Below are 19,433 nucleotides of genomic sequence, written 5' to 3'. Positions count from 1 at the left end.
CGGTATCTCGTGAGGGCGGCGCAGTACCAACCAGTTCAATGAACCTGCGCGGTAGCGACGGGAACCTCCAGGATGAACGATGCGCCTTTTCCAGGCCCGTCGCTGTGGACGTGCAAGCTGCCGCCCATTTCCTGCGCGGCCAGAACGCAGCTGTGCAGACCAAAGCCATGCCCGTTTTTGCGGGTGGTGAAGCCGTGGGAGAAAACGCGCGTCAGGTTCTCCGGTGCAATGCCTTCCCCGTTGTCTGTCACCGTGATGCGCAGCATGGGCCCTTCCAGCAAAACGGCATTGAGCGTAATGAACGGGCGCTTGTCGGTAATCGTGCCAAAAGCCTGCTTGGCGTTGCTGATCAGGTTCACCAGCACCTGCAACACGCGTTGCCGATCCAGCAAAAGGGTGGGCAACGTTGCGTATTTTTTTTCAACATCCACTTTGTGGCGTGTCAGTGCATCCGCATTCATGCGCAGCGCGTCGTCCAGCAACTCATCCACCTTGGCGGATTCGACGACACGCGGGGTGCCTGCGTATGATTGCTGGGTCGCGATGACCTGTTTGATGTGGTCCACACTGCTGCAAAGTGCGTCGAGTTCTTTCGCGATGGATTCATGCTCTGCCTCCAGTGTCCGCGCCAACTCGCGCAGATAGGCGGGTAACAGCTTGCCCTTGCTGTCCCGCGTCAAAAACTCCCCCAAATCTCCGGTATGAGCGTCCATCAAACCCACAGAGCGGGCGAGCCCCTTGAGCTTGGACGTCCGCAACTGGCTGCCAATCAATTCGGCCGACACGTTGACGCTGTTGAGAACGTTTCCCACGTTGTGCAACACGTTGGTTGCGATCTCTGCCATGCCCGCCAGGCGCGCCGTGGTGAGCAGCTGGGCTTGAACCTCTTCAATTTTTCGTTCCGCTTCCTTCAATTCGGATATGTTTTTCGAAGTTCCGAAGGTTCCGATCAGTGTGCCGTTCCTGTCTCTCCAGGGGCCTTTGGTGGTGAGGTACCAGACGACACGCCCGTCAGGATGAACGGTTTTTTCGCTCTTTTCGAGGATGGGTTTCCCCGTCCGGATAATCTCTTCTTCGTCGTGGCTAAATTCACTCGCCCTGTCCTGGCCGTAAATGTCTGCATCGGTTTTACCAATCACATATTTTTCAAACTCCTCCACACTGGCCAAATGCGGTGGAAGTGCCTCCTCACCCGTGTCCGGATGTGCTGCGCGATAGCGGCTGATCGATAGCCGCAGGAGGTTGTGAACCTCCGAGCGGCTGACTTTTACCAAACGTGATTTCAGATCCTTGAAGAAGATGGAATCTGGTGAGCTCTCCATGAGCGTAGCCAGCAAATCATGGTGGTGCGCCAGCGCTGCTTCAGTCTGCTTCAGGGCAGTAATGTCCTTGGAAATACCGAAGGTACCAATGATGGCTCCGGCGTTGTTGCGCAGCGGCATCTTTGTACTCAGCTTCCAGGATTCACCGCGCCCGTCTTTCCAGGTTTCCTTCTCCACTTTGCCGATGATCGGCTGACCTGTGCGCAGGATTTCCTGTTCATCCTCGTAGGCGGGGCGCGCATGCTCTTCGGAAAAAAAATCGTGATCCGTCTTGCCCACCAGCTCCTCCGGTGATGCCCCAAACTGTAGCGCCTGTGCCTTGCTGCATTTGAGAAAGCGGGACTGCGCATCCTTGAAATAAATGTGATCGGGAGCGTTGTCCAGAAGCGTGCGCAACAAATCCTGCTCGTTGATCTGGGAGGCAGCCGCCGGGTTTCCCTTCTCCGTGGCATCCGCCTCTGGGTGCCCGCCTGGATGAGACCCGGCGAGTTGTTGCAAATGCCACTTCTCTGCCAGGGAATACGCCAATTGGATGACTTCTACAGTATCAAGCGGCGTCTTGAGCACCACCCACCTGCTATTCATGGCTCCCATGGCTGCGAACAGTGCATCAGAAGAAAGATCCAGCCGCTCTGCGCACACCACTATCTGGACTCCCGGATCAAGCGCCCATATTTGAGGTGCTATTTCAAGCGCATTTCCTCCCGCAGTACCAGAAACACCGATAAATGCCAGGACGTAGGGACGCGAAGCCAGAAGCGACTGTTGTACCAGGGCCAGCGCCTCGCGTGCGTTGTGGGCACCATCCAGTTCGAATTTCCCTTGCACATTCTCATCTTCAACAAGCATGTTGTGGAAGGCATCGTGAACGCCGGGACTGCCGTCCAAGACAAGAATACGGTCCTTGTTCTGGGTAGAACTTGTTTTCATAGTGGGGCGCCTCGCATGAACCGGCTTCAGATATGGGACAACGGCACTTCAGCTTGCACCTGTGCCTGTCGTAGGGGCAACGTTACGCGGAATGTGATGTCTTGACCAGCGGCACTTTCCCCGTCCATGCGTCCCTAGCGTTTTATCGGATTGTGGGGCAGCGATAGCCCTCAGCCCGTGCCTTTGCCGACGGGCCCTCTGGTGAGGAAGGGCCGGCTGTCTCCGGATTGGCGGTTAGTGGGGATTGCACTCCAGCCCCAACTTACAATCACAGCCACAACAGGAGCCCCATCCCATGAGCATCAAGAGCGATAAATGGATACGCCGCATGTCCGAGCAGCACGGCATGATCGAACCTTTTGAACCCGGCCAGATCCGCCAGCGGGACGGCCAGAAAATCATCAGCTATGGCACCAGCAGCTACGGCTACGACATTCGCTGCGCGCCTGAATTCAAGGTTTTCACCAACATCCACAGCACGGTGGTGGATCCGAAGAATTTCGACGAAAAAAGTTTTGTCGACTTCCATGGTGACAGCTGCATCATCCCGCCCAACAGCTTTGCGCTGGCCCGCACCATGGAGTACTTCCGCATCCCGCGCAATGTGCTGACCATCTGCCTGGGCAAAAGCACCTATGCGCGCTGCGGCATCATTGTCAACGTCACCCCGTTCGAGCCCGAATGGGAAGGTTATGTAACGCTGGAGTTCTCCAATACCACGCCGCTGCCCGCCAAGATTTACGCGGGTGAGGGCTGCGCGCAGGTGCTGTTCTTCGAGAGCGACAAGGACGATGTCTGCGAGGTCAGCTACAAGGACCGCGGCGGCAAGTACCAGGGGCAGGTTGGGGTGACCTTGCCGAAGGCGTAACGGACATCTACGCGCCTGATTTGGACGGACGCCTGCAAAGGGCGTCCGTTTTTTTGCTTCTGCCCTCTACAGCATCAGGGCTTGGCGACCTGGGGGCGGCTGGCAAAGCCGCTCATGTACTTGATGGCGTCGCCAATGGTGTCGCGCCACACCGGCCATTCATGATCGCCATCGACGACGCGGTACTCCACCAGCTTGGGCTGGTATTCAAACAATTTCTGGAACAGGCCGGCCGAGTGGTAGGCAATGGAAAAGGTGTCATGGTCGCCGCTGTTGATGTACAGGGGCACCACGATTTTTTTGCTTTTGTAGGCTTCCCAGCTGGCGGTGTAGTTCAGGCGGTCCCACGAGGCCTGGTCAAATTTGCCGCCTGCCTGGAACGGCGCCACCTGCATGGCCGAAGAGTGGCCCGGGGGTGTTGGTGAATAGATCGCCGGGCTCAACGCCGCGGCGGAAACAAACAGCTCGGGGTACTTGAAAACGGCGTTCACCGTGCCGAAACCGCCGGCGGACAGCCCGGCAATCATGCGGCCTTCACGTGCGGTGATGGTCCTGAAATTGGTGTCGATGTGCGGAATGAGCTCCTTGATGAGCGCGGTCTCGGCCTTGTCCTTGTTGCCGTCCACCCACCAGGTGGAGCCGCCGCCCGGCATCACGATGATGGCCGGCTGGACGCGGCCTTCCCGGACCAGCGTGTCCATGGTCGCCTGGACCTGTCCTTTGACCAGCCAGTCATTGTGGTCGCCGCCGTTGCCGTGCAGCAGAAACAGCACCGGGTAGCGCAGCCGGCCGCTCTCGTAGCCGTCGGGCAGGTAAACGGTGTAGCGGTAGTCTGCGCTCAAGGCCTTTGAGTTCACGGACCTGACGGTGACCTCGCTGGCAAACGACAGTGGTGCGCCAGCCGCAACAAGCGCCAGTAAAAACCAGCCCAGCAGTTTTCGAATCGATTTGAGCCCCATGCCTGTCTCCATCTTGATCTCCTTGTTGTGTGATGGTGAGTATCCGGCAAATCGCGGACGCATGAACCCGCGCTTTCGCGGCGGCGCCAGCGGATGCCGGGCGGGGACACAGCCGCAGTGAAGCCTGCTACTTGACCAGCAGCACCGGAATGTCGCACTCGGCAACCACGCGCTGGGCCACGCTGCCGATCAGCGCGCGGCTGAGCAGGCCCTGGCCGTGTGTGCCCATCACGATAAGGTGCACTTTTTCTCGCTTGGCGGCACGCAGTATTTCGGCGGTGGGCGAGCCGACCACGGCGAGGGTTTTAAACGCCATCTTGTGGCGCTGCAGGAAACGCTCGATCGGCGCCAGCACCTTTTGCGATTCTTCGGCGTGGTAGGCGGTGACGTTGGCCGAACCCAGCATGGTCTTGACGCGCCCCGGCACGGGAGCCTGCACATTGATCACCACCACTTCGCCTTCGGCACCGGCGAGTTCATCGTGGTTGACCAGAAAAGCCAGGGCCTTTTTGGTGTATTTGCTGCCATCGGCGGCGAACAGAATCTTCATGGGTGGTTCTCCTGTGTGAAACGAACCAGCGTAACACCCGGGCTGCACCTTGTGTTTTTTCGCGGCTGCCATGAGGGCGAAAAGGCAATGGCCATAAGAGCCAGAAGCCTCTTCATATGGTGCTGAAACATCATGTTACATTTACTGCGGTGCCAAGGTACTGAACAACTAACTATCACTAAGGGAGACTTGAATGTCCGTTCGCTTGTATTCCATCGTTTTCGCTTGTGTGGCCATGACAGGTTGCGCATCTATCACTAATGACACCACCACGCCGGTTCGTTTTGAGGCCTTCAATGCGGCCGGCGTTGAAGTCAAGGACGTGGAGTGCACGCTGGAAAACGACTACGGTCAGCAACTCATCAAGACGCCCGTCACGGCCAACGTGCGCCGCTCGTCCAAAGACCTGCATGTCACATGCACCAAAGCCGGTGAAACCGACGGCCGCGGCGTGGCGATTTCCCGCGCCAATGCGGGCATGGCCGGCAATATCATCTTCGGCGGCGGCATAGGCGCCATCATTGACCACAACAAGGGCACCGCCTACACCTACCCTCAGTGGGTTCAGGTCGTCATGGGCAAGTTGTTGACTTTTGACCGCAAGGCCGACGTTGAGGGTCAGCCCAACAAGGGCGCGGAATTGCCGGCGCCGGTCGCCACCAAGTAAGCGGCTTTTCAGGCCAATGCGGCGCGTGCCGCGGCCAAGTCCCAGCCCGCCCAGCCGCAGCTTTTAAACAGCACCGGCCCGGCGGGCTTTTTGGTGTCCTGGCGGATCACATCGGCCAGTGTGGCGAAGCGGGCCACGTCCAGTCCGGCCTGCAGCAGGTCCCCTGCCTCGTGGATGGCATCAGCCGTGTCGATAAACACCGAACCCTTCGCCGCGAAGTATTGGCATAGCGCGACGCTCAGTTCCATCATGGCCGGGGTGAAAGCCCCAACGGCGCTGATGAAGCCGTCAGGCCGGGGCAGCGCGCTGAGGACTACGGCGGCAGCCGGCGTGCAGGTAACGGCCAGCGGGCAGTCGGCCAGCGCAGCATCGGCGTCGTGCACCACGCGGGCGTTCAGGCCCAGCGCCTCTGCATGCTGCACCAGGGCCTGGGCGCTGGCGTAGCTGCGCGAAGCGATGCGAAATTCGTGCACGCCCAGGCCTTCGGCATAAGCCTCCAGGTGCGCAAGTCCCTGGACACCGGCACCGACGATGAGCATGGGGCCGTGCGTGTTGGGTGCCAGCCGCTGCGCGGCCAGCAGCGAGACGGCTGCCGTGCGCCGGGCGGTGACGGTGGGCCCGTCGAGCATCAGCCGGCGACTGCCGGTGGCCACGTCAAACACCACAACGTCGCCCTGGATAGTGGGTCGGCCGGTGCCGGCATTGCCAGGCGTGAAGGTGATCAGTTTGGTGATCGCGGTGCGGTCGTCCAGCGCCGGCATCACAAACAGGCTGCCGCCCCCAGGCAGGGGCTGCACCACGCGCGGCGGCACCTGGACGGAACTGTCCTTGAGCAGGTGCGTCAGCTCGCTGACCAGCAATGGGTAAGGCAGGCGGGCGGCGGTCTGGGCGGGGTTGAGCAGGGTGGGCGTCATGGGGCGATGGTAAAGCGAGGAAGGAAGTGGAAGGGCGAGACGAGAGGGTGTCGGTGCGCCGCGTTACGTCGCGTAAAAAAATGAAAGGTTTTTATCCTACATATTCCCGGGAAAAGTGCTGGATGGAAACCGCAAACGCTTCCCTAGGATGAAAACAGGTTCACAGGGAGGCCTGCCATGTTTTCTGACCAGTTGCAAAAATTCGACAAAATGCCTTACAAGACGCTGCTCTGGGTAGCGGCTGGACTGGTGTTTGTTTGCCAGCTGGCAGCCTTCGCGTTTGTGGCGGACGGGCAAGTTACCAAAGCCAGGATCCGCGACTATCAGCGCCAGGCTGAAGTGCAGGCGATTGCGCAGTGCATCGAAAACACCGCCGGTGCCGCCCGCCAGGGTTGTATCCAGCAGGCCCGCGTCGCGGCCGCCTCAGCCTTGCCGCCCGTCATCACCAGCGCGCAAAAGGGTCAGGCTGTGGCCGATTCATCGGGGGAATCCAGCGGTGTGATGGCCAGCAACGCAGCAGGCGCCACTGTCAGCAGCATGCTGCCAATGCAGCCTGCACAGGGCTTTATGCCGGCGTCCTTCGCCATCCGCTGATTCAGCAATCATCGGAAGGTTTTCCGGCCGGTGCGGTTAGCATGTGGCCACGATGGATTTGTCACGCCTGTTGCGTCTTTACCAGCCGCGAAACCCCCTGTTCTGGCTGATGCTCGTGCTCAACGGGCTGTCTCCTTTGCTGGCCTGGGTGGTGCACAACCGTCCCTTGAATGCCTGGGCCACGGTGCTGGTCACCTGTTTTGCGCTGGGTAACGCCGTGGTTGGCACATTCCTGCTGTGGCGCCTGCTGCGCGATGAGCCTGCCGTGCCCACGCAGAATGCCGGCGCGCAAGACGCTAACCCTGACGCTAACTGACGGCCCCGGCGCCTTTGATGAGGTCGTGCGGTGTGGCCAGCGCCGCCGCTATGGCCGACCGCAACCCGCGCACGATCTCACCGAGCGGCAAGCTGGGCGCGCCCTGTTCGGGCACATAGGGCACATGGATAAAGCCGCCGCGCGTGCGCCTGAAGCCGCGCTTTGTGGCCAGGGCATGCATGAGCGCATAAAACACGTGGTTGCAGACAAAGGTGCCCGCAGTCTGCGATACCTCGGCAGCCACGCCCGCCTCCTGCAGCGCCTGCAGCATGGCCTTGATGGGCAGGCTGCTGAAATAGGCCGCAGGCCCGCCCGCCACTACCGGCGTGTCGACGGGCTGGCCGCCGATATTGTCGGGAATACGGGCATCGTTGACGTTGATGGCAATGCGCTCCAGCGAAATCGCGCTGCGCCCGCCCGCCTGGCCGACGCAGATCACCAGTACCGGCTTATGCAGCGCGAGCAGCCGGATGAGTTCTGCGATGGAGGCCTGAAACACGGTGGGCAATTGCGCCGCCACCAGGAGGTGGCCGCCTATGCGCTTGCCACCCAGTGCCTGCACCGCCAGCCAGCTGGGGTTGAGGGGCAGGCTGCTGTGTCCGGTGTCGCCGAAGGGGTCGAAGCCGGTGAGCAGGACACGGGGGAGCGAAGAAGCAGAAAGGGCTGTGCGCATGCCGCCATTGTGAAGGACGGCAGTGTTTTGGCTACCCCAACCATCCGGACATTTCCGCGCTGGTTGCCGCGCCCCGGAAAAGGTACCAGCCTTCCGGGGTGGGGTGAAACGGGAGACCGGGCCCCACTCGATTGCTCGGCGGTTGAGCTTACTTTTTGATCACCGCGCCGGTTTCGCTGTCGAACTTCACGACGCGCACCTGGCCGTTCTGACCGGGGAAGTTGTCAAACACCGCGCGAACCAGGTAAGGCACGACCAGCGGAAGGTCGCCGCTGCCGCCTTCGTACACGGCGCGCGACTCGAACACCGTGCGCGGCGGCTTGCCGGGGGGCGTGCCCTGGGTGTCAAGTAACCGCACGCGCAGGCTGTTGGTGTAAATCGTCATGTTGAGTGGCCTGTCGCCGACATAGCGCGGCCCGAAAGGGTCGGGCACCCAGCCTCCCGCGTATACGCGGCCCGCGGCGTCGCGGTAAGGCGGCAGGAAGACAAAGTTGTCCTGGTAAACCGGCTGCAGAAAGGTTTTCTCTTCGCTGCGGCTGCTGGCCGCCACGTCGACATGCAGGCGCCCGGTCTGCCCTTCCGGCGCGCGTTTGAGGCCGCGTTTTTCCAGTTCGGCCTGCACATAGCCCTCATAGGTGGCTTGTTCCAGCTGCCGTGTCGAGTCCACCGGCGTGATGTAGCTGAAGGTAGCGCCTGCCGTATCGACCGGCCACTGGTTGAAGCTGGTCACGCGGGTGGTGATGGGGCTGGCGCAGGCCGTCAGCAGCGCGGCCAGCAGCACCGCAAGCGCCAGGCGTAGCGGGAAAAACATGGAAATGGCGCCGTCCTGGGTGCCGGGGCCCGCGGGCGTTGGATGGGCAAAAGTAGTCATGACGAATGGATACACCAAGGTTCAATTTTGTTCCACGGCGGGGGGCCGCTCAAGTAAAGTCGGCGCATGCGCTGACAGCGGACCGGGCTTTGGGGCAGGTGCCGCAGCGGGCCGGAAAGGCCAGTATGCACGGATGACAGACAGGGAGACACCATGAAGTGGGAAGGCAATCGCGAATCCGACAACGTTGAAGACCGGCGCGACGGCGGTGGCGGGGGAGGTGGCTTCGGCTTTGGGGGCCGCAGCGTCGGCATCGGCACCATCGTGGTGGCGCTGGTGGGCGGCTGGATTTTCGGCATCAACCCGATGACCATCCTGAGCCTGCTCAGCGGCGGCGGATCCCCTGCACAGGTACAACAGGGCCCGGCCCCCAAGCCGCCGGCCGATGACCGTATGGCGAAATTCGTTTCTACCGTGCTGGCGGACACTGAAGATGTCTGGACCGACGTGTTTGCCAAGGGCGGCGGCACTTACCAGAAGCCGCGGCTGGTGCTCTTTCGTGGCGCCACACAAACGGCCTGCGGCCAGGGCCAGGCCGCCATGGGGCCGTTTTACTGTCCGGGCGACCAGAAGGTCTACATCGACCTGGGCTTTTACGAAACCCTCCGTAGCCGGTTGGGAGCACCCGGCGACTTCGCCCAGGCCTATGTGATCGCGCATGAGGTGGGCCATCATGTGCAGAACCTGCTGGGCATCAGTGGCAAGATGGACCAGATGCGTGGCCGCGTCAGCAAGGCCGAATACAACGCCCTGAGCGTTCGCCTTGAGCTCCAGGCCGACTGTTTTGCCGGCGTCTGGGCGCACAACGCACAGAACGCGCGCCAGATACTGGAGCAGGGCGACGTGGAGGAGGCCATGAACGCGGCCGCCAAAATCGGCGACGATGCCCTGCAGCGGGCCGGTGGCGGCGCGGTGGTGCCGGAAAGCTTCACCCACGGCACCAGCGCCCAGCGCCAGCGCTGGTTCGACACCGGCCTGAAAACCGGCAGCATGAAGGCCTGCGACACCTTTAGTGCCCGCAGTATTTAGCCGGCAGTCAACAATTTAGAGTGAAATCGGGCCGTAGCCCTTTACTGACGTGCGCGAGCAGCTATAAAATAAATAGCAATAAAGGGGCATTGCCCCAGTGGCTGCCCTGGCCCAAATGGCCCTGAAAGCGCAGTGGGCCGGCAAAACCGGCATCGGGGCCCAAAGTGCGACAATAGACGGCTGAGGAAGCGCTGCAAAAGCCCCACCATGGTCGGAGACCGTGCCACGCCGGGCGGCCTGCCGCGCTCCCTTTCTTGCCAATGGTGCAGCGGTGCCGTTGGCTGCCAGCGCGCCGGTTCGCGACTTCCGGTTCGTACACCCTTCGCAAGACAACCCGCAGAGTACCGCCGAGCCTTTTTATGACATCCTCTTTTTCCAATCTTTCGCTGGCAGAACCGCTGGCCCGTGCCGTGGCCGAAATGGGCTACGAAACCATGACCCCCATCCAGGAACAGGCCATCCCGGTCGTCCTGCAGGGTAAAGACGTCATGGGCGCTGCGCAAACCGGCACCGGCAAGACCGCAGCCTTCGCCTTGCCCCTGTTGCAGCGCATGATGAAGCACGAAAACGCCTCGACGTCGCCTGCCCGCCACCCGGTGCGCGCACTGGTGTTGCTGCCCACGCGTGAACTCGCCGTGCAGGTCGCCGAGCAGGTCAAGCTGTATGCCAAATACACCAACCTGAACAGCGCCGTTGTTTTCGGCGGCATGGACATGAAGCCGCAGACGGCCGAACTCAAAAAAGGCGTCGAAGTGCTGGTGGCCACGCCGGGCCGGCTGCTCGACCATATCGAAGCCAAGAACGCTGTACTCAACCAGGTCGAATATGTGGTGCTCGACGAGGCCGACCGCATGCTGGACATCGGCTTTTTGCCCGACCTGCAGCGCATCCTGAGCTACCTGCCCCAGCAGCGCATCACCTTGCTGTTTTCGGCCACTTTTTCGCCTGAAATCAAACGCCTGGCCTCCAGCTACCTGCAGGATCCGGTCACGATTGAAGTGGCGCGCTCCAACGCCACGGCTTCTACCGTCGAGCAGCATTTCTACAGCGTGGGCGCCGACGACAAGCGCCGAGCCCTGCACCAGATCCTGAAACAGCGCGGCATGAAGCAGGCTTTTGTGTTCGTCAACAGCAAGCTCGGTTGCGCACGGCTGGCGCGTTCCCTGGAACGTGAAGGCCTCAAGACCACGGCGCTGCACGGCGACAAGAGCCAGGACGAGCGCCTGAAGGCGCTGGAAGCCTTCAAGAAGGGCGAAGTCGACCTGCTGGTGTGTACCGACGTGGCGGCGCGCGGCCTGGACATCAAGGATGTGCCCGCGGTGTTCAACTTCGATGTGCCCTTCAATGCCGAAGATTACGTGCACCGCATCGGTCGTACCGGCCGGGCTGGCGCATCGGGCCTGGCTGTGAGTTTTGTTGCCAGCAGCGACCAGCGCCTGGTGGCTGATATTGAAAAACTGATCAAGACCAAGATCGAACTGGAACCCATCGAGTTCGAGGAAGACCAGCCCCGCATCAGCGAGCAGGGCCGTATCAATGACGGCCGCCGCATGTACCGCGAAGGTGAAGAAGGCGGCCATGCGCGTGAAGCGCGCCAACCGCGGGAGCGGCGCGAATACACGCCGCATCGCCAGCCGGCGGCGCCGCGTGACCCGTTCTTCGACCAGCCCTACGAACCAACCGCTGCGCCCGATGCCACGCCCGCCTGGGAAGCCGCCGCCAAGGCCGCCCCCGCGCGCAGCAGTGTGTCGGCCAATATCAAGCCGAAGAAAAAAGTCGCAGCGCTGTTCAAGACAGCCGGTTAAGACAACCGGCTAAGACAATCGGTTAAGGCGCACCGGTCCAGCACCGGTTCATTGCGGGACGCTGAGCAGCGCCCCTACCCGATTTCCGCTACCCAATCTCCATACGCCCGTCGGTTCACGCCTACGGTGCGGGGAGCTGCTGTCCGGTTGGGTCTTTGCTGCGGGTTTCCTAAGCTTTCGGGATGATGGAGAAACCCGATTCGCATGTTCAGGCCCCGCCAGCCTTCGCGCATTTTTCCCTTCAGAAGATTTTCAGGCATCTTTACCGGCCCCTGTGGCAAGCCATCGACCACTGGATTGATGCAGGCGGCATGCGCATGAGCGCGGCCATGTCGTTCTACGGCATCCTCAGCCTGGCGCCGTTGTTGGTGCTGATGGTCGCAGTGCTCGGCTGGTGGCTGGACCGCCGGTATATCGAAACCAGCCTGGTGGATCAAATCCGTAGCGTCATCGGTGCGCAGGGCGCGCAGGTGGTGCAACAGGCACTTTCAAGTGCCCAAGCGCCTTCAGAGGGCATCACGGCTTCGCTGTTTGCTTTTGCGCTGCTGTTGTCGGGTGCGACCGGCGTCTTTGCCGAACTGCAGGATGCATTTGAGCGCCTGTGGCGGCAAGGCAGTGGTGAGCTGCCGCAGCAGAAATGGTGGCACAGCGCTTCTTTGCGGCTGCGAGGTGTGGCCTACATCCTGGCCTTCGGTTTTCTCTTGCTGGTTTCGCTGGCGATCTCGACTTTTCTGAGTCTTCTCTCAGGCTGGGCAGGCGGCTATTTGCCGATTGAGAAAATCGCCTGGGTCCTCAATGAGGTCGTGTCTTTCTGCTTTTGCGTGGTGCTCTTTGTGGCACTCATGAAAATGAGCGTGGGCCCCAAGCCCGCTTTACGCTATCTGGTGATGGGTTCCGCCGCGGGGGCCATCCTGTTTGCGGTCGGCAAGCACCTGATGGCTTTTTATCTTTCGACCGCTGCGATTGTGTCGGCCTATGGCGCGGCGGGCTCACTGGTGGTGATCCTGATGTGGATCTATTTTTCGTCGGCTGTGCTGTTGCTGTCAGCCAGCGTGGCCCGGGCCTGGGCGGACGAGGCAAGTGCCGCGCGGCAACCGGTTTAAGCCGACTTGCCGGCCTTGCCGGGTTTTTGCGCTTCTTCGCATTGCACACTGACCAGTTCAAACTCGCCGGGCGCCGCTCCTAATCTGGCTGCCGTGAGGCAGCCGCCCCACACGCAGCCGGTGTCGAGTGGCAAGGTGTTGTTGCGCAGGGCGGGTGTGCTGTTCTTGCCGCTGGCCAGTGTGGACCAATGGCCAAACGCCACCGGTGTGCCGAGTGTCGCGCGGCCCGGGACATCAAACCAGGGCAGGTGGCCCGCGGGCGCGCTGCCGGGGCCGTCGGTACTGCTGAAGTCCATCACGCCTTCGGGTGTGCAAAAACGCAGGCGCGTGAGCGCGTTCACGATGACCCGCAGCCTGTCGGCGCCCTGCAGGCTGTCGCTCCAGTGATCAGGCGTGTTGCCGTACATGGCCTGCAGAAAGTCCTTGAGATGGCCGCCGCGCAGCACCTGCTCCACCTCTGAGCCCAGCGCCACGGTTTGCGCCGCATTCCATTGCGGCAGCACGCCCGCATGCACCATCAGCCAGCCGTGGCGATGGATGGCCATGGCGCGGTGGCGCAGCCAGTCGAGCAGCGTCTGGCTGTCCTTGGCCTCGAGGATGTCCTGTACGGTGTCGCTGCGGCCCGGCTTGCGCACGCCTTGCCACACAGCCAGCAGGTGCAGGTCGTGGTTACCGAGCAGGCATTGCGCAGCGTCGCCCAATGCCGAGAGGCTGCGCAGCACCTGAAGGGAGCCGGGGCCGCGGTTGACCAGGTCGCCAAGGATGTAGAGGGTGTCGCGGCTCGGGGAGAAGTCGACCTTGTCCAGCAATCGCTGAAAAGGTGCGTGGCAACCCTGCAGGTCGCCGATACAGTAAAGTGACATGTGTTTATTTTGCGCCAGGCCCCATGGACTTTTTCCTGATTGCTTTTCTGACCTTGCTCAACGGTGTGTTTGCCATGTCGGAGATGGCGCTGGCTTCGAGCCGCAAAGCCCGGCTCTCGGCCATGGGCGAATCCGGCGACAAGGGGGCGCAGGCGGCGCTGGGACTGCTGGACAACCCTACGCAGTTTCTTTCGTCGGTGCAGGTCGGCATCACCTCCATCGGCATGCTCAACGGCATTATTGGCGAGGCGGCCTTCAGCAGCGGCCTGGCGGCGTGGATTCAGACCTTCGGCGTGCGGCCGCGCGTCTCCGAGATCACCGCTACCGCGCTGGTAGTGACCGTCATCACCTTCATCACCATCGTCTTTGGCGAGCTGGTGCCCAAACGCATTGGGCAGCTCTACCCGGAAACCGTTGCACGTCTGGTTTCAAGGCCCATGATGTGGGTGGCGACGGGCTTCAAACCCTTCGTCAGGCTGTTGTCCATCAGCACGCAGGCGGTACTCAAGCTGCTGCGGATCGACAACAGCGCCGGCCGGGCCGTCACCGAAGAAGAAATCGCGGCCAGCCTGGAGGAGGGCGTGGACGCCGGCCTGATTGAGGAGCATGAACACCAGATGGTGCAGAACGTGTTTCTGCTGGATGACCGCCTGCTCACTTCACTGATGCTGCCGCGTTCCGACATCGAGTGGCTCGATGCTTCCGACACCATTGCCCAGGCCATCGACAAGGCGGGCGCCACTGGCCACTCGTGGTATCCCGTGTGCCGCGGCAGTCTTGATGACGTGGTGGGCGTGGTCAATGTGGCCAAGCTGCTCGCGCTGCGCGGCCAGATCCAGCCCGCCGCTTCCGGCCAGAGCTCGGGCGCGGTACCCTCGGTGACCGACCGCATAGGCGCTTATGCAGTGCCGGCGGTCTTCGTGCCGGAAACGCTCACGGGCATGGAGTTGCTGGAGCAGTTCCGGGCCCGTTCCACCCGCATTGTGTTTGTAGTCGATGAATACGGGGTTGTGCAGGGCCTCATGACCCCCATGGACATGCTGGAAGCCATTACCGGTGAGTTGCAGCCCGGCGCGCAGATGGACGCATGGGCCACCGAAAGGGAGGACGGCAGCTGGCTCATTGACGGTGTCATGCCTGTCTCTGAACTCAAAGCCCGTCTGGATATCAGGGAGCTGCCCGAGGAAGGCCGGGGCCGCTATAACACGGTGGCCGGCCTGCTTCAAAGCGTTTCGGGGCGGTTGCTGAAAACGGCCGAGCGGGTGGAATGCGCGGGCTGGCGCTTCGAAGTCCTTGACCTGGATGGCAAGCGGATCGACAAGATCCTGGCCAGCCCTATCCCGGTGGAACCCGATATGTAAGTATTTGTGTCTCCTGGTGGGGTGCCCGGGTTGTATCGGTGGAACATATATGTGAAAAAAGGCCGCTTTTAGGTAGATTGGATTCAACATGAGTCGCCTTCACAACACCTTCATACGTAAATAGTTGTAACTTGGCGGTGCTGTGTTTAAACTGAAAAAAAGTTAAGGCACTCATGTTTGATGTTTTTGTGTTGGCGCTCACTGCGACAGCGGTGTCTGCAATGGCGACGGGAGCAGCGTGCCACCATGGTTGGCTGGCGCGTTCCGCGCGCAAAAAAAGGCGCCTTCCCTCGCAATGGCACTTGCAGCCGAGGCCTTTGTTGCTGGAGTCCGAACAGGACGTATGGCATTGGCTTCAGCGGGCCTTTTTTGACCACCATGTCCTGATCAAAGTCCCTGTCATCCGCTTCGTCTCCCCACGGACCGAAGCCGAGGGGCAGCGTTCCTTTGAATTGCTCAAAACCGTTTACTGCACTTTCACTGTATGCGCCGCGGATGGCACCGTCATTGGTTGCCTGGATGTTCCCGGGCCCCGTGGGCTCAAGGCCAGCAACCGTGACCTCAAGCGCAAGCTGTTCGAGGAATGCGGGATTGCCTACGCCGTCGTGCGTGCGAGCAACCTTCCCACTCTGGAAGATGTTCGCGCGGCGTTCCTCGGGGAAATCGACCTGACCGACGACGAACCCGCCGTGCTCGGAGAGCCTCCCCTGGCCTTACCTGTCGAGGTGGATGCCGACGCCGATGCCATGGCCACCGTGCCCGATACCATGCGCGCTGCCAACGGAACCCTCCTGGAAGAGGCGCCAAAAGTCGCCAGCATGGACATCGCGGCGGCCCGAAGCAGCCTGCAAGCCAAGCTGGAACGCAACCGCAGGATACGGTTCACAAATTTCGACCCGCTCAGCACCGGTTCCGGCATTGTTCATGACAACGCCGACCACAATTTTGCTGTGCAGTGGGAAGACTCTTTCATCACACCGGAAGAGCCGGATACGCCGAACGGCACCAACGCCTGAGCGTTTAAAGCCGCAGCGCTGTTGCGGTCTTCAGGCTTTACTCAATTTGCTTTCGCGGTGTCAAACAATGCCTTCGTTTCCGCCGGCATCACGGTTGTCAGCGGTTTGCCGCCCGGTTTCAGGGGCTTTAAAAACCATTGTTCATACCAGCCTTGCGCTGCACCGCTGCGCATGGATTCCTTGATAGAGGCGTTCACCAGGTCACCCATGACTGCATCCCCCTTGCGGTAGGCAATGGCAATAGGCTCTACCGACAGGCGTTCGGGCAGGATCAGGTAGTCGCCTGCATTGGGCAGGCTCGCCAATTGCGCGGCGAGCGCTACACCGTCGCGGGCGTACCCTGCCACCCAGCCCAGTTGCAACTGTCCGAGGGCGGCATCCGCGTTGACTGCTTTGGCGTGCTGCCACTTCAATGAATGCTGCTGCGCGTAGAGATCCAGTGCGGGAACCACGGTGGTTCCGGCAATGCCCACAATGCTTTTGCCTTGCAGTTGGTCGAGCGCACTGAGTTTGTCCTTGGTGCGCACCGCCACCTGGATGGCTTCGATAAAAATCGGTGTCGAGAAATCCATCCGCGCCCGGCGCTCCGGTGTGTCGGTCACGTTCTCGCACAGCAAATCCACACTGCCTTCAGACAGCAAGCGTGTACGGGCGTCCACATACGTTTCGATATACCGTACCGGCAGGTTCGGCTTGCCGGCAGCCTGGCGGAGCCGTTCGATGATGGGTTTGCAGAATTCGATGCTATAGCCCAGAGGCTTTTCCGCCGTCTGGTGAAACGAGAAGGGCGCGGAGTTTGCGCGGTAGCCCACATTGATCTGCCCGCGGCTCTTGATTTTCTCCAGTGTGGCCTGCGCTTGGGCCCACTGCGGTACGGCAATCGCCGCTATGGCCAGGACGGCCGGAAACAGCCGTTGTCGAAAAGGACGAAGCGGAATTATCCCCATACGAATCCCCCTGTTGCTGGGTTTGATTCTTATGGAAAAGGGCCAGGTTCGCAAACAATGCGGGGGGATGACTTTCCCGGTACGACCAAGGTACTCATTGTGTTGCAATCATCGGCGGCTATGAATAAAAAAAGCCCAGGATCGCACCCACTGTTGATTTCCAGGGTGCCTTCAGTCCGGCAATGACCGCTGCAGAACTATTGCTGAACGTAAATGCATGCAGGCGGCAGGTCGCTCTGATAGCGCTCATACATTGCCGTGTAAGCAGCCTCGATGTGACTGACGAACAAAGGCGTGTCAAACAGCGGTGTTGTCAGCCTGTTTCGAGCCAGTTTTTCCTTGATCTGTGCCAGGCGCCGGGGGACGGTCGCCAGCTCAATCGCTGAGGTCTCATAGTCCGTCATGTTCGAGGTAATCAGCTCGGTCAAGCCAACCGTATGCAGCAGGCTTGCGGCCACCCGGCTGGCGAAAGATTCGCCCATGCACGTCAATACGGGCAGTCCCGTCAACAGGGCATCATTGGCTGTTGTGTGTGCGTTGTAAGGCAGCGTATCCAAAAACAGGTCGGCCAGGCGATGCCTTGCAAGGTGGTCGGCGGAGGATACTCGCTTTGCAAAAATCAGCCGTTCCGAGGCAATGCCTCTTTGCAGCGCTTCTTCAGTCAAATTGGCGGTGGCTTTTGGGTTGTCCTCAAGAAGCCAGAGGACGCTTCCTTCCACGGCCTTCAATATTCGCATCCAGCAATCGAAAACTTCAGGCGTAATCTTGAAATTGTTGTTGAAGCAGCAGAAGACGAAACCGTTTGAGGGCAGGCCAGCTTCCCCGCGGCTCAGTGCCTTGTCTGTAATAAAACGCTTGCTGTCGTTTGGCTGATAGCTATTGGGAAGGTAGACGATCTTTTCGCTGTAATGCTGTTGGCTGGACTCGGGGATGACTGTTTTATCTGCAATCAGATAGTCCATGAAATCGGCGCCCATCGTACCCGGATAGGCGAGATAGTTCACCTGAACAGGCGCAGCTCTCAGGCTAAAGATATCCGGCCGGCTTCCCAGTGTGAAACCACTCAGGTCGATGGCAATATCTATTTCCAGGTCCATTGAAAGTTGTACGACGGCTTTATCGGATTGGAGCCGTACATCAAAAAACTTGTCAAAAACTGCCGAAACCCTGTTCCTCATCGCGTCCTTCTTGTCCGGACCAAATGAGAAGGCGTACAGCTCAAACCTGGATCGATTGTGTCTCTCAAACAACTCAGCCATTAAATGCATGGTTGCATGGTCGTGAAAGTCAGCGGAAAAGTATCCAACCCGGATTTTTTCGTGCCGCTGGCGTTTGGGGATGGAGCTGACGGTGGCTGAGTTTGGGCATCTATCTTTGACCCATATTGCGGCCACTTGCACCTGCAACGCCAAGTCCGTTGTGAGCCCCAGGATTTCGAACGGCATTGCCACCTTCTTCCCATGCTCGATTTCCTGGAAAATTTTTGGCAGATCGGAGGCAAGTGAATGCCAGTCGCAAACTTTCATTTTTGCGTGCAATAGCGAGCCAAACACGAATTCGACATTCGCATCCAGCTCCATGCTCCGCTTGTAACAGTCGGCGGCTGCATCATGCCGTTTCATCTCATTGAGGGTGATTCCCAAATTGATCCACACGTCGGGCAGATTTGGCGCAAGCGCAATCGCTTTGGCATATGAGGATTCGGCTGCCTCATGCTGCTTCAGTCCGTTCAACGCGACGCCCAGGTTGAGCCAGGCCTCGGCTGAATCTGGCGCCAGTTCGGTCGCCTTGCGGCAGGCCGCTTCGGCGGCTTCGTAATTCTTCTGGTCGCTCAATAAACCACCAAGATTGACATAGGCTGGTACCAGATCCGGATTCAATGCAATTGCGGTCCTGACGGACGCTTCGGCATCTTCCAGGCGTCTTTGTTTGCTCCGAAGTTTGCCCATGTTGGAGTGAGCAAACGCATAGTCAGGAGCCACTGCCAGTGCTTGATTCAGACATTGTTCCGCTTCTGCGTATGCGCCCAACTCTGTTAGCCGCAGGCCGATGCTGTTTTGCGCGTCCGCCGAATTGAGTGTCCGAATCCGGGCCTTTTCAAAGGCGGCTACCGCCTCAGATCTCTTGCCCATCCCTCCGAATGCGGTTCCCAGGTGATACCAGGCCTCTGGCAGGTCAGGGGCCAGTTGAAGACTGCGTTGGCACCACTCAGCAGCGACGGTGTATTCACCGCGGGCGTTGGCCGTGCCGGCATTGCTGATGTAGTGGGAAAGAAGCTGTTCCAGCATTTTGATTTTTTGGTTTCCGGGAGGCTATATCTTCGCATGCCCTTCACGCGCAAACAGGCGCGACTGAGGCCAAGGCTGGGGCTAATCCCCTTTTTTGGACGTTCACGCAATTGCCAGACGAGGGCGTCCTTACCTCACTATTGAACAAGACGGGTGTGCAACTTAGGGGCGCTGTAGTCGAGTCGGACTTTCAATTGGTTCCGAAGAGATGCTTTCATATATCTAACAGGAGCCTTTAAGCTGTCAATTTTTAAGGGCAGCTCAGTGCGGAAATTCGACACCCACGGGGGGATATCCAAAAATGGTGCTGATCACATCCCTTGTATATGCCTGAAACCCCGGACAATAGAGTCACAC

The 19,433-nt window shown here is 60.2% G+C and carries 18 protein-coding genes; 9 read left to right on the top strand and 9 right to left on the bottom strand.

What is annotated here, in order from left to right:
- Nucleotides 1-35: 35 nt before the first annotated feature.
- Nucleotides 36-2,252, bottom strand: a complete 2,217-nt coding sequence (locus tag AC1DYQ_RS20580) for a PAS domain-containing protein (RefSeq protein WP_477688356.1) — start codon at nt 2,250-2,252, stop codon at nt 36-38.
- A 295-nt stretch (nt 2,253-2,547) separates the two neighbouring features.
- Here AC1DYQ_RS20580 and dcd point away from each other — a divergent pair, with 295 nt between their 5' ends.
- The gene (dcd, locus tag AC1DYQ_RS20575) at nt 2,548-3,120 is read left to right on the top strand and encodes a dCTP deaminase (RefSeq protein ID WP_457279872.1); all 573 of its coding nucleotides are present in this window, start codon (nt 2,548-2,550) and stop codon (nt 3,118-3,120) included.
- 74 nt (nt 3,121-3,194) lie between these two features.
- Here the strand turns inward: dcd and AC1DYQ_RS20570 are convergent, their stop codons facing one another.
- Both AC1DYQ_RS20570 and AC1DYQ_RS20565 read right to left on the bottom strand, forming a co-directional pair.
- Nucleotides 3,195-4,091: an alpha/beta hydrolase gene (locus tag AC1DYQ_RS20570; protein WP_477688355.1), complete on the bottom strand. Its 897-nt coding sequence runs from the start codon at nt 4,089-4,091 to the stop codon at nt 3,195-3,197.
- 115 nt (nt 4,092-4,206) lie between these two features.
- Nucleotides 4,207-4,629, bottom strand: coding sequence for a universal stress protein (locus AC1DYQ_RS20565; RefSeq protein WP_477688354.1), 423 nt, complete (start codon nt 4,627-4,629; stop codon nt 4,207-4,209).
- A gap of 193 nt (nt 4,630-4,822) precedes the next feature.
- Between AC1DYQ_RS20565 and AC1DYQ_RS20560 the strand changes: the two genes are divergently transcribed.
- Nucleotides 4,823-5,296 carry a hypothetical protein gene (locus AC1DYQ_RS20560; protein ID WP_477688353.1) on the top strand — a complete coding sequence of 158 codons (474 nt, stop codon included), beginning with the start codon at nt 4,823-4,825 and terminating at the stop codon, nt 5,294-5,296.
- Nucleotides 5,297-5,304: 8 nt separating this feature from the next.
- On the opposite strand, the gene AC1DYQ_RS20555 is transcribed toward AC1DYQ_RS20560, so the two are convergent.
- Nucleotides 5,305-6,210, bottom strand: coding sequence for a delta(1)-pyrroline-2-carboxylate reductase family protein (locus AC1DYQ_RS20555; RefSeq protein ID WP_477688352.1), 906 nt, complete (start codon nt 6,208-6,210; stop codon nt 5,305-5,307).
- A 177-nt stretch (nt 6,211-6,387) separates the two neighbouring features.
- Here AC1DYQ_RS20555 and AC1DYQ_RS20550 point away from each other — a divergent pair, with 177 nt between their 5' ends.
- Complete coding sequence (locus AC1DYQ_RS20550; protein ID WP_477688351.1) at nt 6,388-6,804, top strand: hypothetical protein; 417 nt, start codon at nt 6,388-6,390, stop codon at nt 6,802-6,804.
- A gap of 52 nt (nt 6,805-6,856) precedes the next feature.
- Nucleotides 6,857-7,120 (top strand): hypothetical protein, encoded by a 264-nt coding sequence (locus AC1DYQ_RS20545; RefSeq protein WP_477688350.1) that lies wholly within the window; start codon nt 6,857-6,859, stop codon nt 7,118-7,120.
- Here the strand turns inward: AC1DYQ_RS20545 and pcp are convergent.
- Nucleotides 7,113-7,793, bottom strand: coding sequence for a pyroglutamyl-peptidase I (gene pcp / locus AC1DYQ_RS20540; protein ID WP_477688349.1), 681 nt, complete (start codon nt 7,791-7,793; stop codon nt 7,113-7,115). The two genes, AC1DYQ_RS20545 and pcp, sit on opposite strands and share 8 nt — an antisense overlap.
- Before the next feature lie 148 nt (nt 7,794-7,941).
- A complete protein-coding gene (locus AC1DYQ_RS20535) occupies nt 7,942-8,664 on the bottom strand; it encodes a DUF4136 domain-containing protein (RefSeq protein ID WP_477688348.1) in 723 nt (240 codons plus the stop codon).
- Nucleotides 8,665-8,817: 153 nt separating this feature from the next.
- On the opposite strand from AC1DYQ_RS20535, the gene ypfJ reads away from it, so the two are divergent.
- The 3 genes from ypfJ to AC1DYQ_RS20520 all read left to right on the top strand — a co-directional run bounded on the left by ypfJ (nt 8,818) and on the right by AC1DYQ_RS20520 (nt 12,601).
- Entirely contained in the window at nt 8,818-9,693 is an 876-nt protein-coding gene (gene ypfJ, locus AC1DYQ_RS20530; RefSeq protein WP_477688347.1) for a KPN_02809 family neutral zinc metallopeptidase, read from the top strand.
- A 359-nt stretch (nt 9,694-10,052) separates the two neighbouring features.
- Nucleotides 10,053-11,498, top strand: a complete 1,446-nt coding sequence (locus AC1DYQ_RS20525; protein WP_477688346.1) for a DEAD/DEAH box helicase — start codon at nt 10,053-10,055, stop codon at nt 11,496-11,498.
- Between the two features lie 182 nt (nt 11,499-11,680).
- The gene (locus AC1DYQ_RS20520; RefSeq protein ID WP_477688345.1) at nt 11,681-12,601 is read left to right on the top strand and encodes a YihY/virulence factor BrkB family protein; all 921 of its coding nucleotides are present in this window, start codon (nt 11,681-11,683) and stop codon (nt 12,599-12,601) included.
- Here the strand turns inward: AC1DYQ_RS20520 and AC1DYQ_RS20515 are convergent.
- Nucleotides 12,598-13,464, bottom strand: coding sequence for a symmetrical bis(5'-nucleosyl)-tetraphosphatase (locus AC1DYQ_RS20515; RefSeq protein ID WP_477688344.1), 867 nt, complete (start codon nt 13,462-13,464; stop codon nt 12,598-12,600). The genes AC1DYQ_RS20520 and AC1DYQ_RS20515 overlap by 4 nt on opposite strands.
- 23 nt (nt 13,465-13,487) lie before the next feature.
- Here AC1DYQ_RS20515 and AC1DYQ_RS20510 point away from each other — a divergent pair, with 23 nt between their 5' ends.
- Both AC1DYQ_RS20510 and AC1DYQ_RS20505 read left to right on the top strand, forming a co-directional pair.
- Complete coding sequence (locus AC1DYQ_RS20510; RefSeq protein ID WP_477688343.1) at nt 13,488-14,825, top strand: hemolysin family protein; 1,338 nt, start codon at nt 13,488-13,490, stop codon at nt 14,823-14,825.
- 173 nt (nt 14,826-14,998) lie between these two features.
- Nucleotides 14,999-15,841 (top strand): DUF2726 domain-containing protein, encoded by an 843-nt coding sequence (locus AC1DYQ_RS20505; RefSeq protein WP_477688342.1) that lies wholly within the window; start codon nt 14,999-15,001, stop codon nt 15,839-15,841.
- Nucleotides 15,842-15,882: 41 nt separating this feature from the next.
- On the opposite strand, the gene AC1DYQ_RS20500 is transcribed toward AC1DYQ_RS20505, so the two are convergent.
- Nucleotides 15,883-16,788 (bottom strand): amino acid ABC transporter substrate-binding protein, encoded by a 906-nt coding sequence (locus AC1DYQ_RS20500; protein ID WP_477688341.1) that lies wholly within the window; start codon nt 16,786-16,788, stop codon nt 15,883-15,885.
- A 197-nt stretch (nt 16,789-16,985) separates the two neighbouring features.
- On the bottom strand, nt 16,986-19,076 hold the full coding sequence (locus AC1DYQ_RS20495; RefSeq protein WP_477688340.1) for an O-linked N-acetylglucosamine transferase family protein: 2,091 nt from the start codon (nt 19,074-19,076) through the stop codon (nt 16,986-16,988).
- Between the last annotated feature and the right edge of the window lie 357 nt (nt 19,077-19,433).

Source organism: Polaromonas sp. P1_F4 (assembly GCF_056405675.1).
The sequence above is the reverse complement of the archived record's forward strand: the minus strand, read 5'-3'. Positions and strand labels throughout refer to the sequence as shown.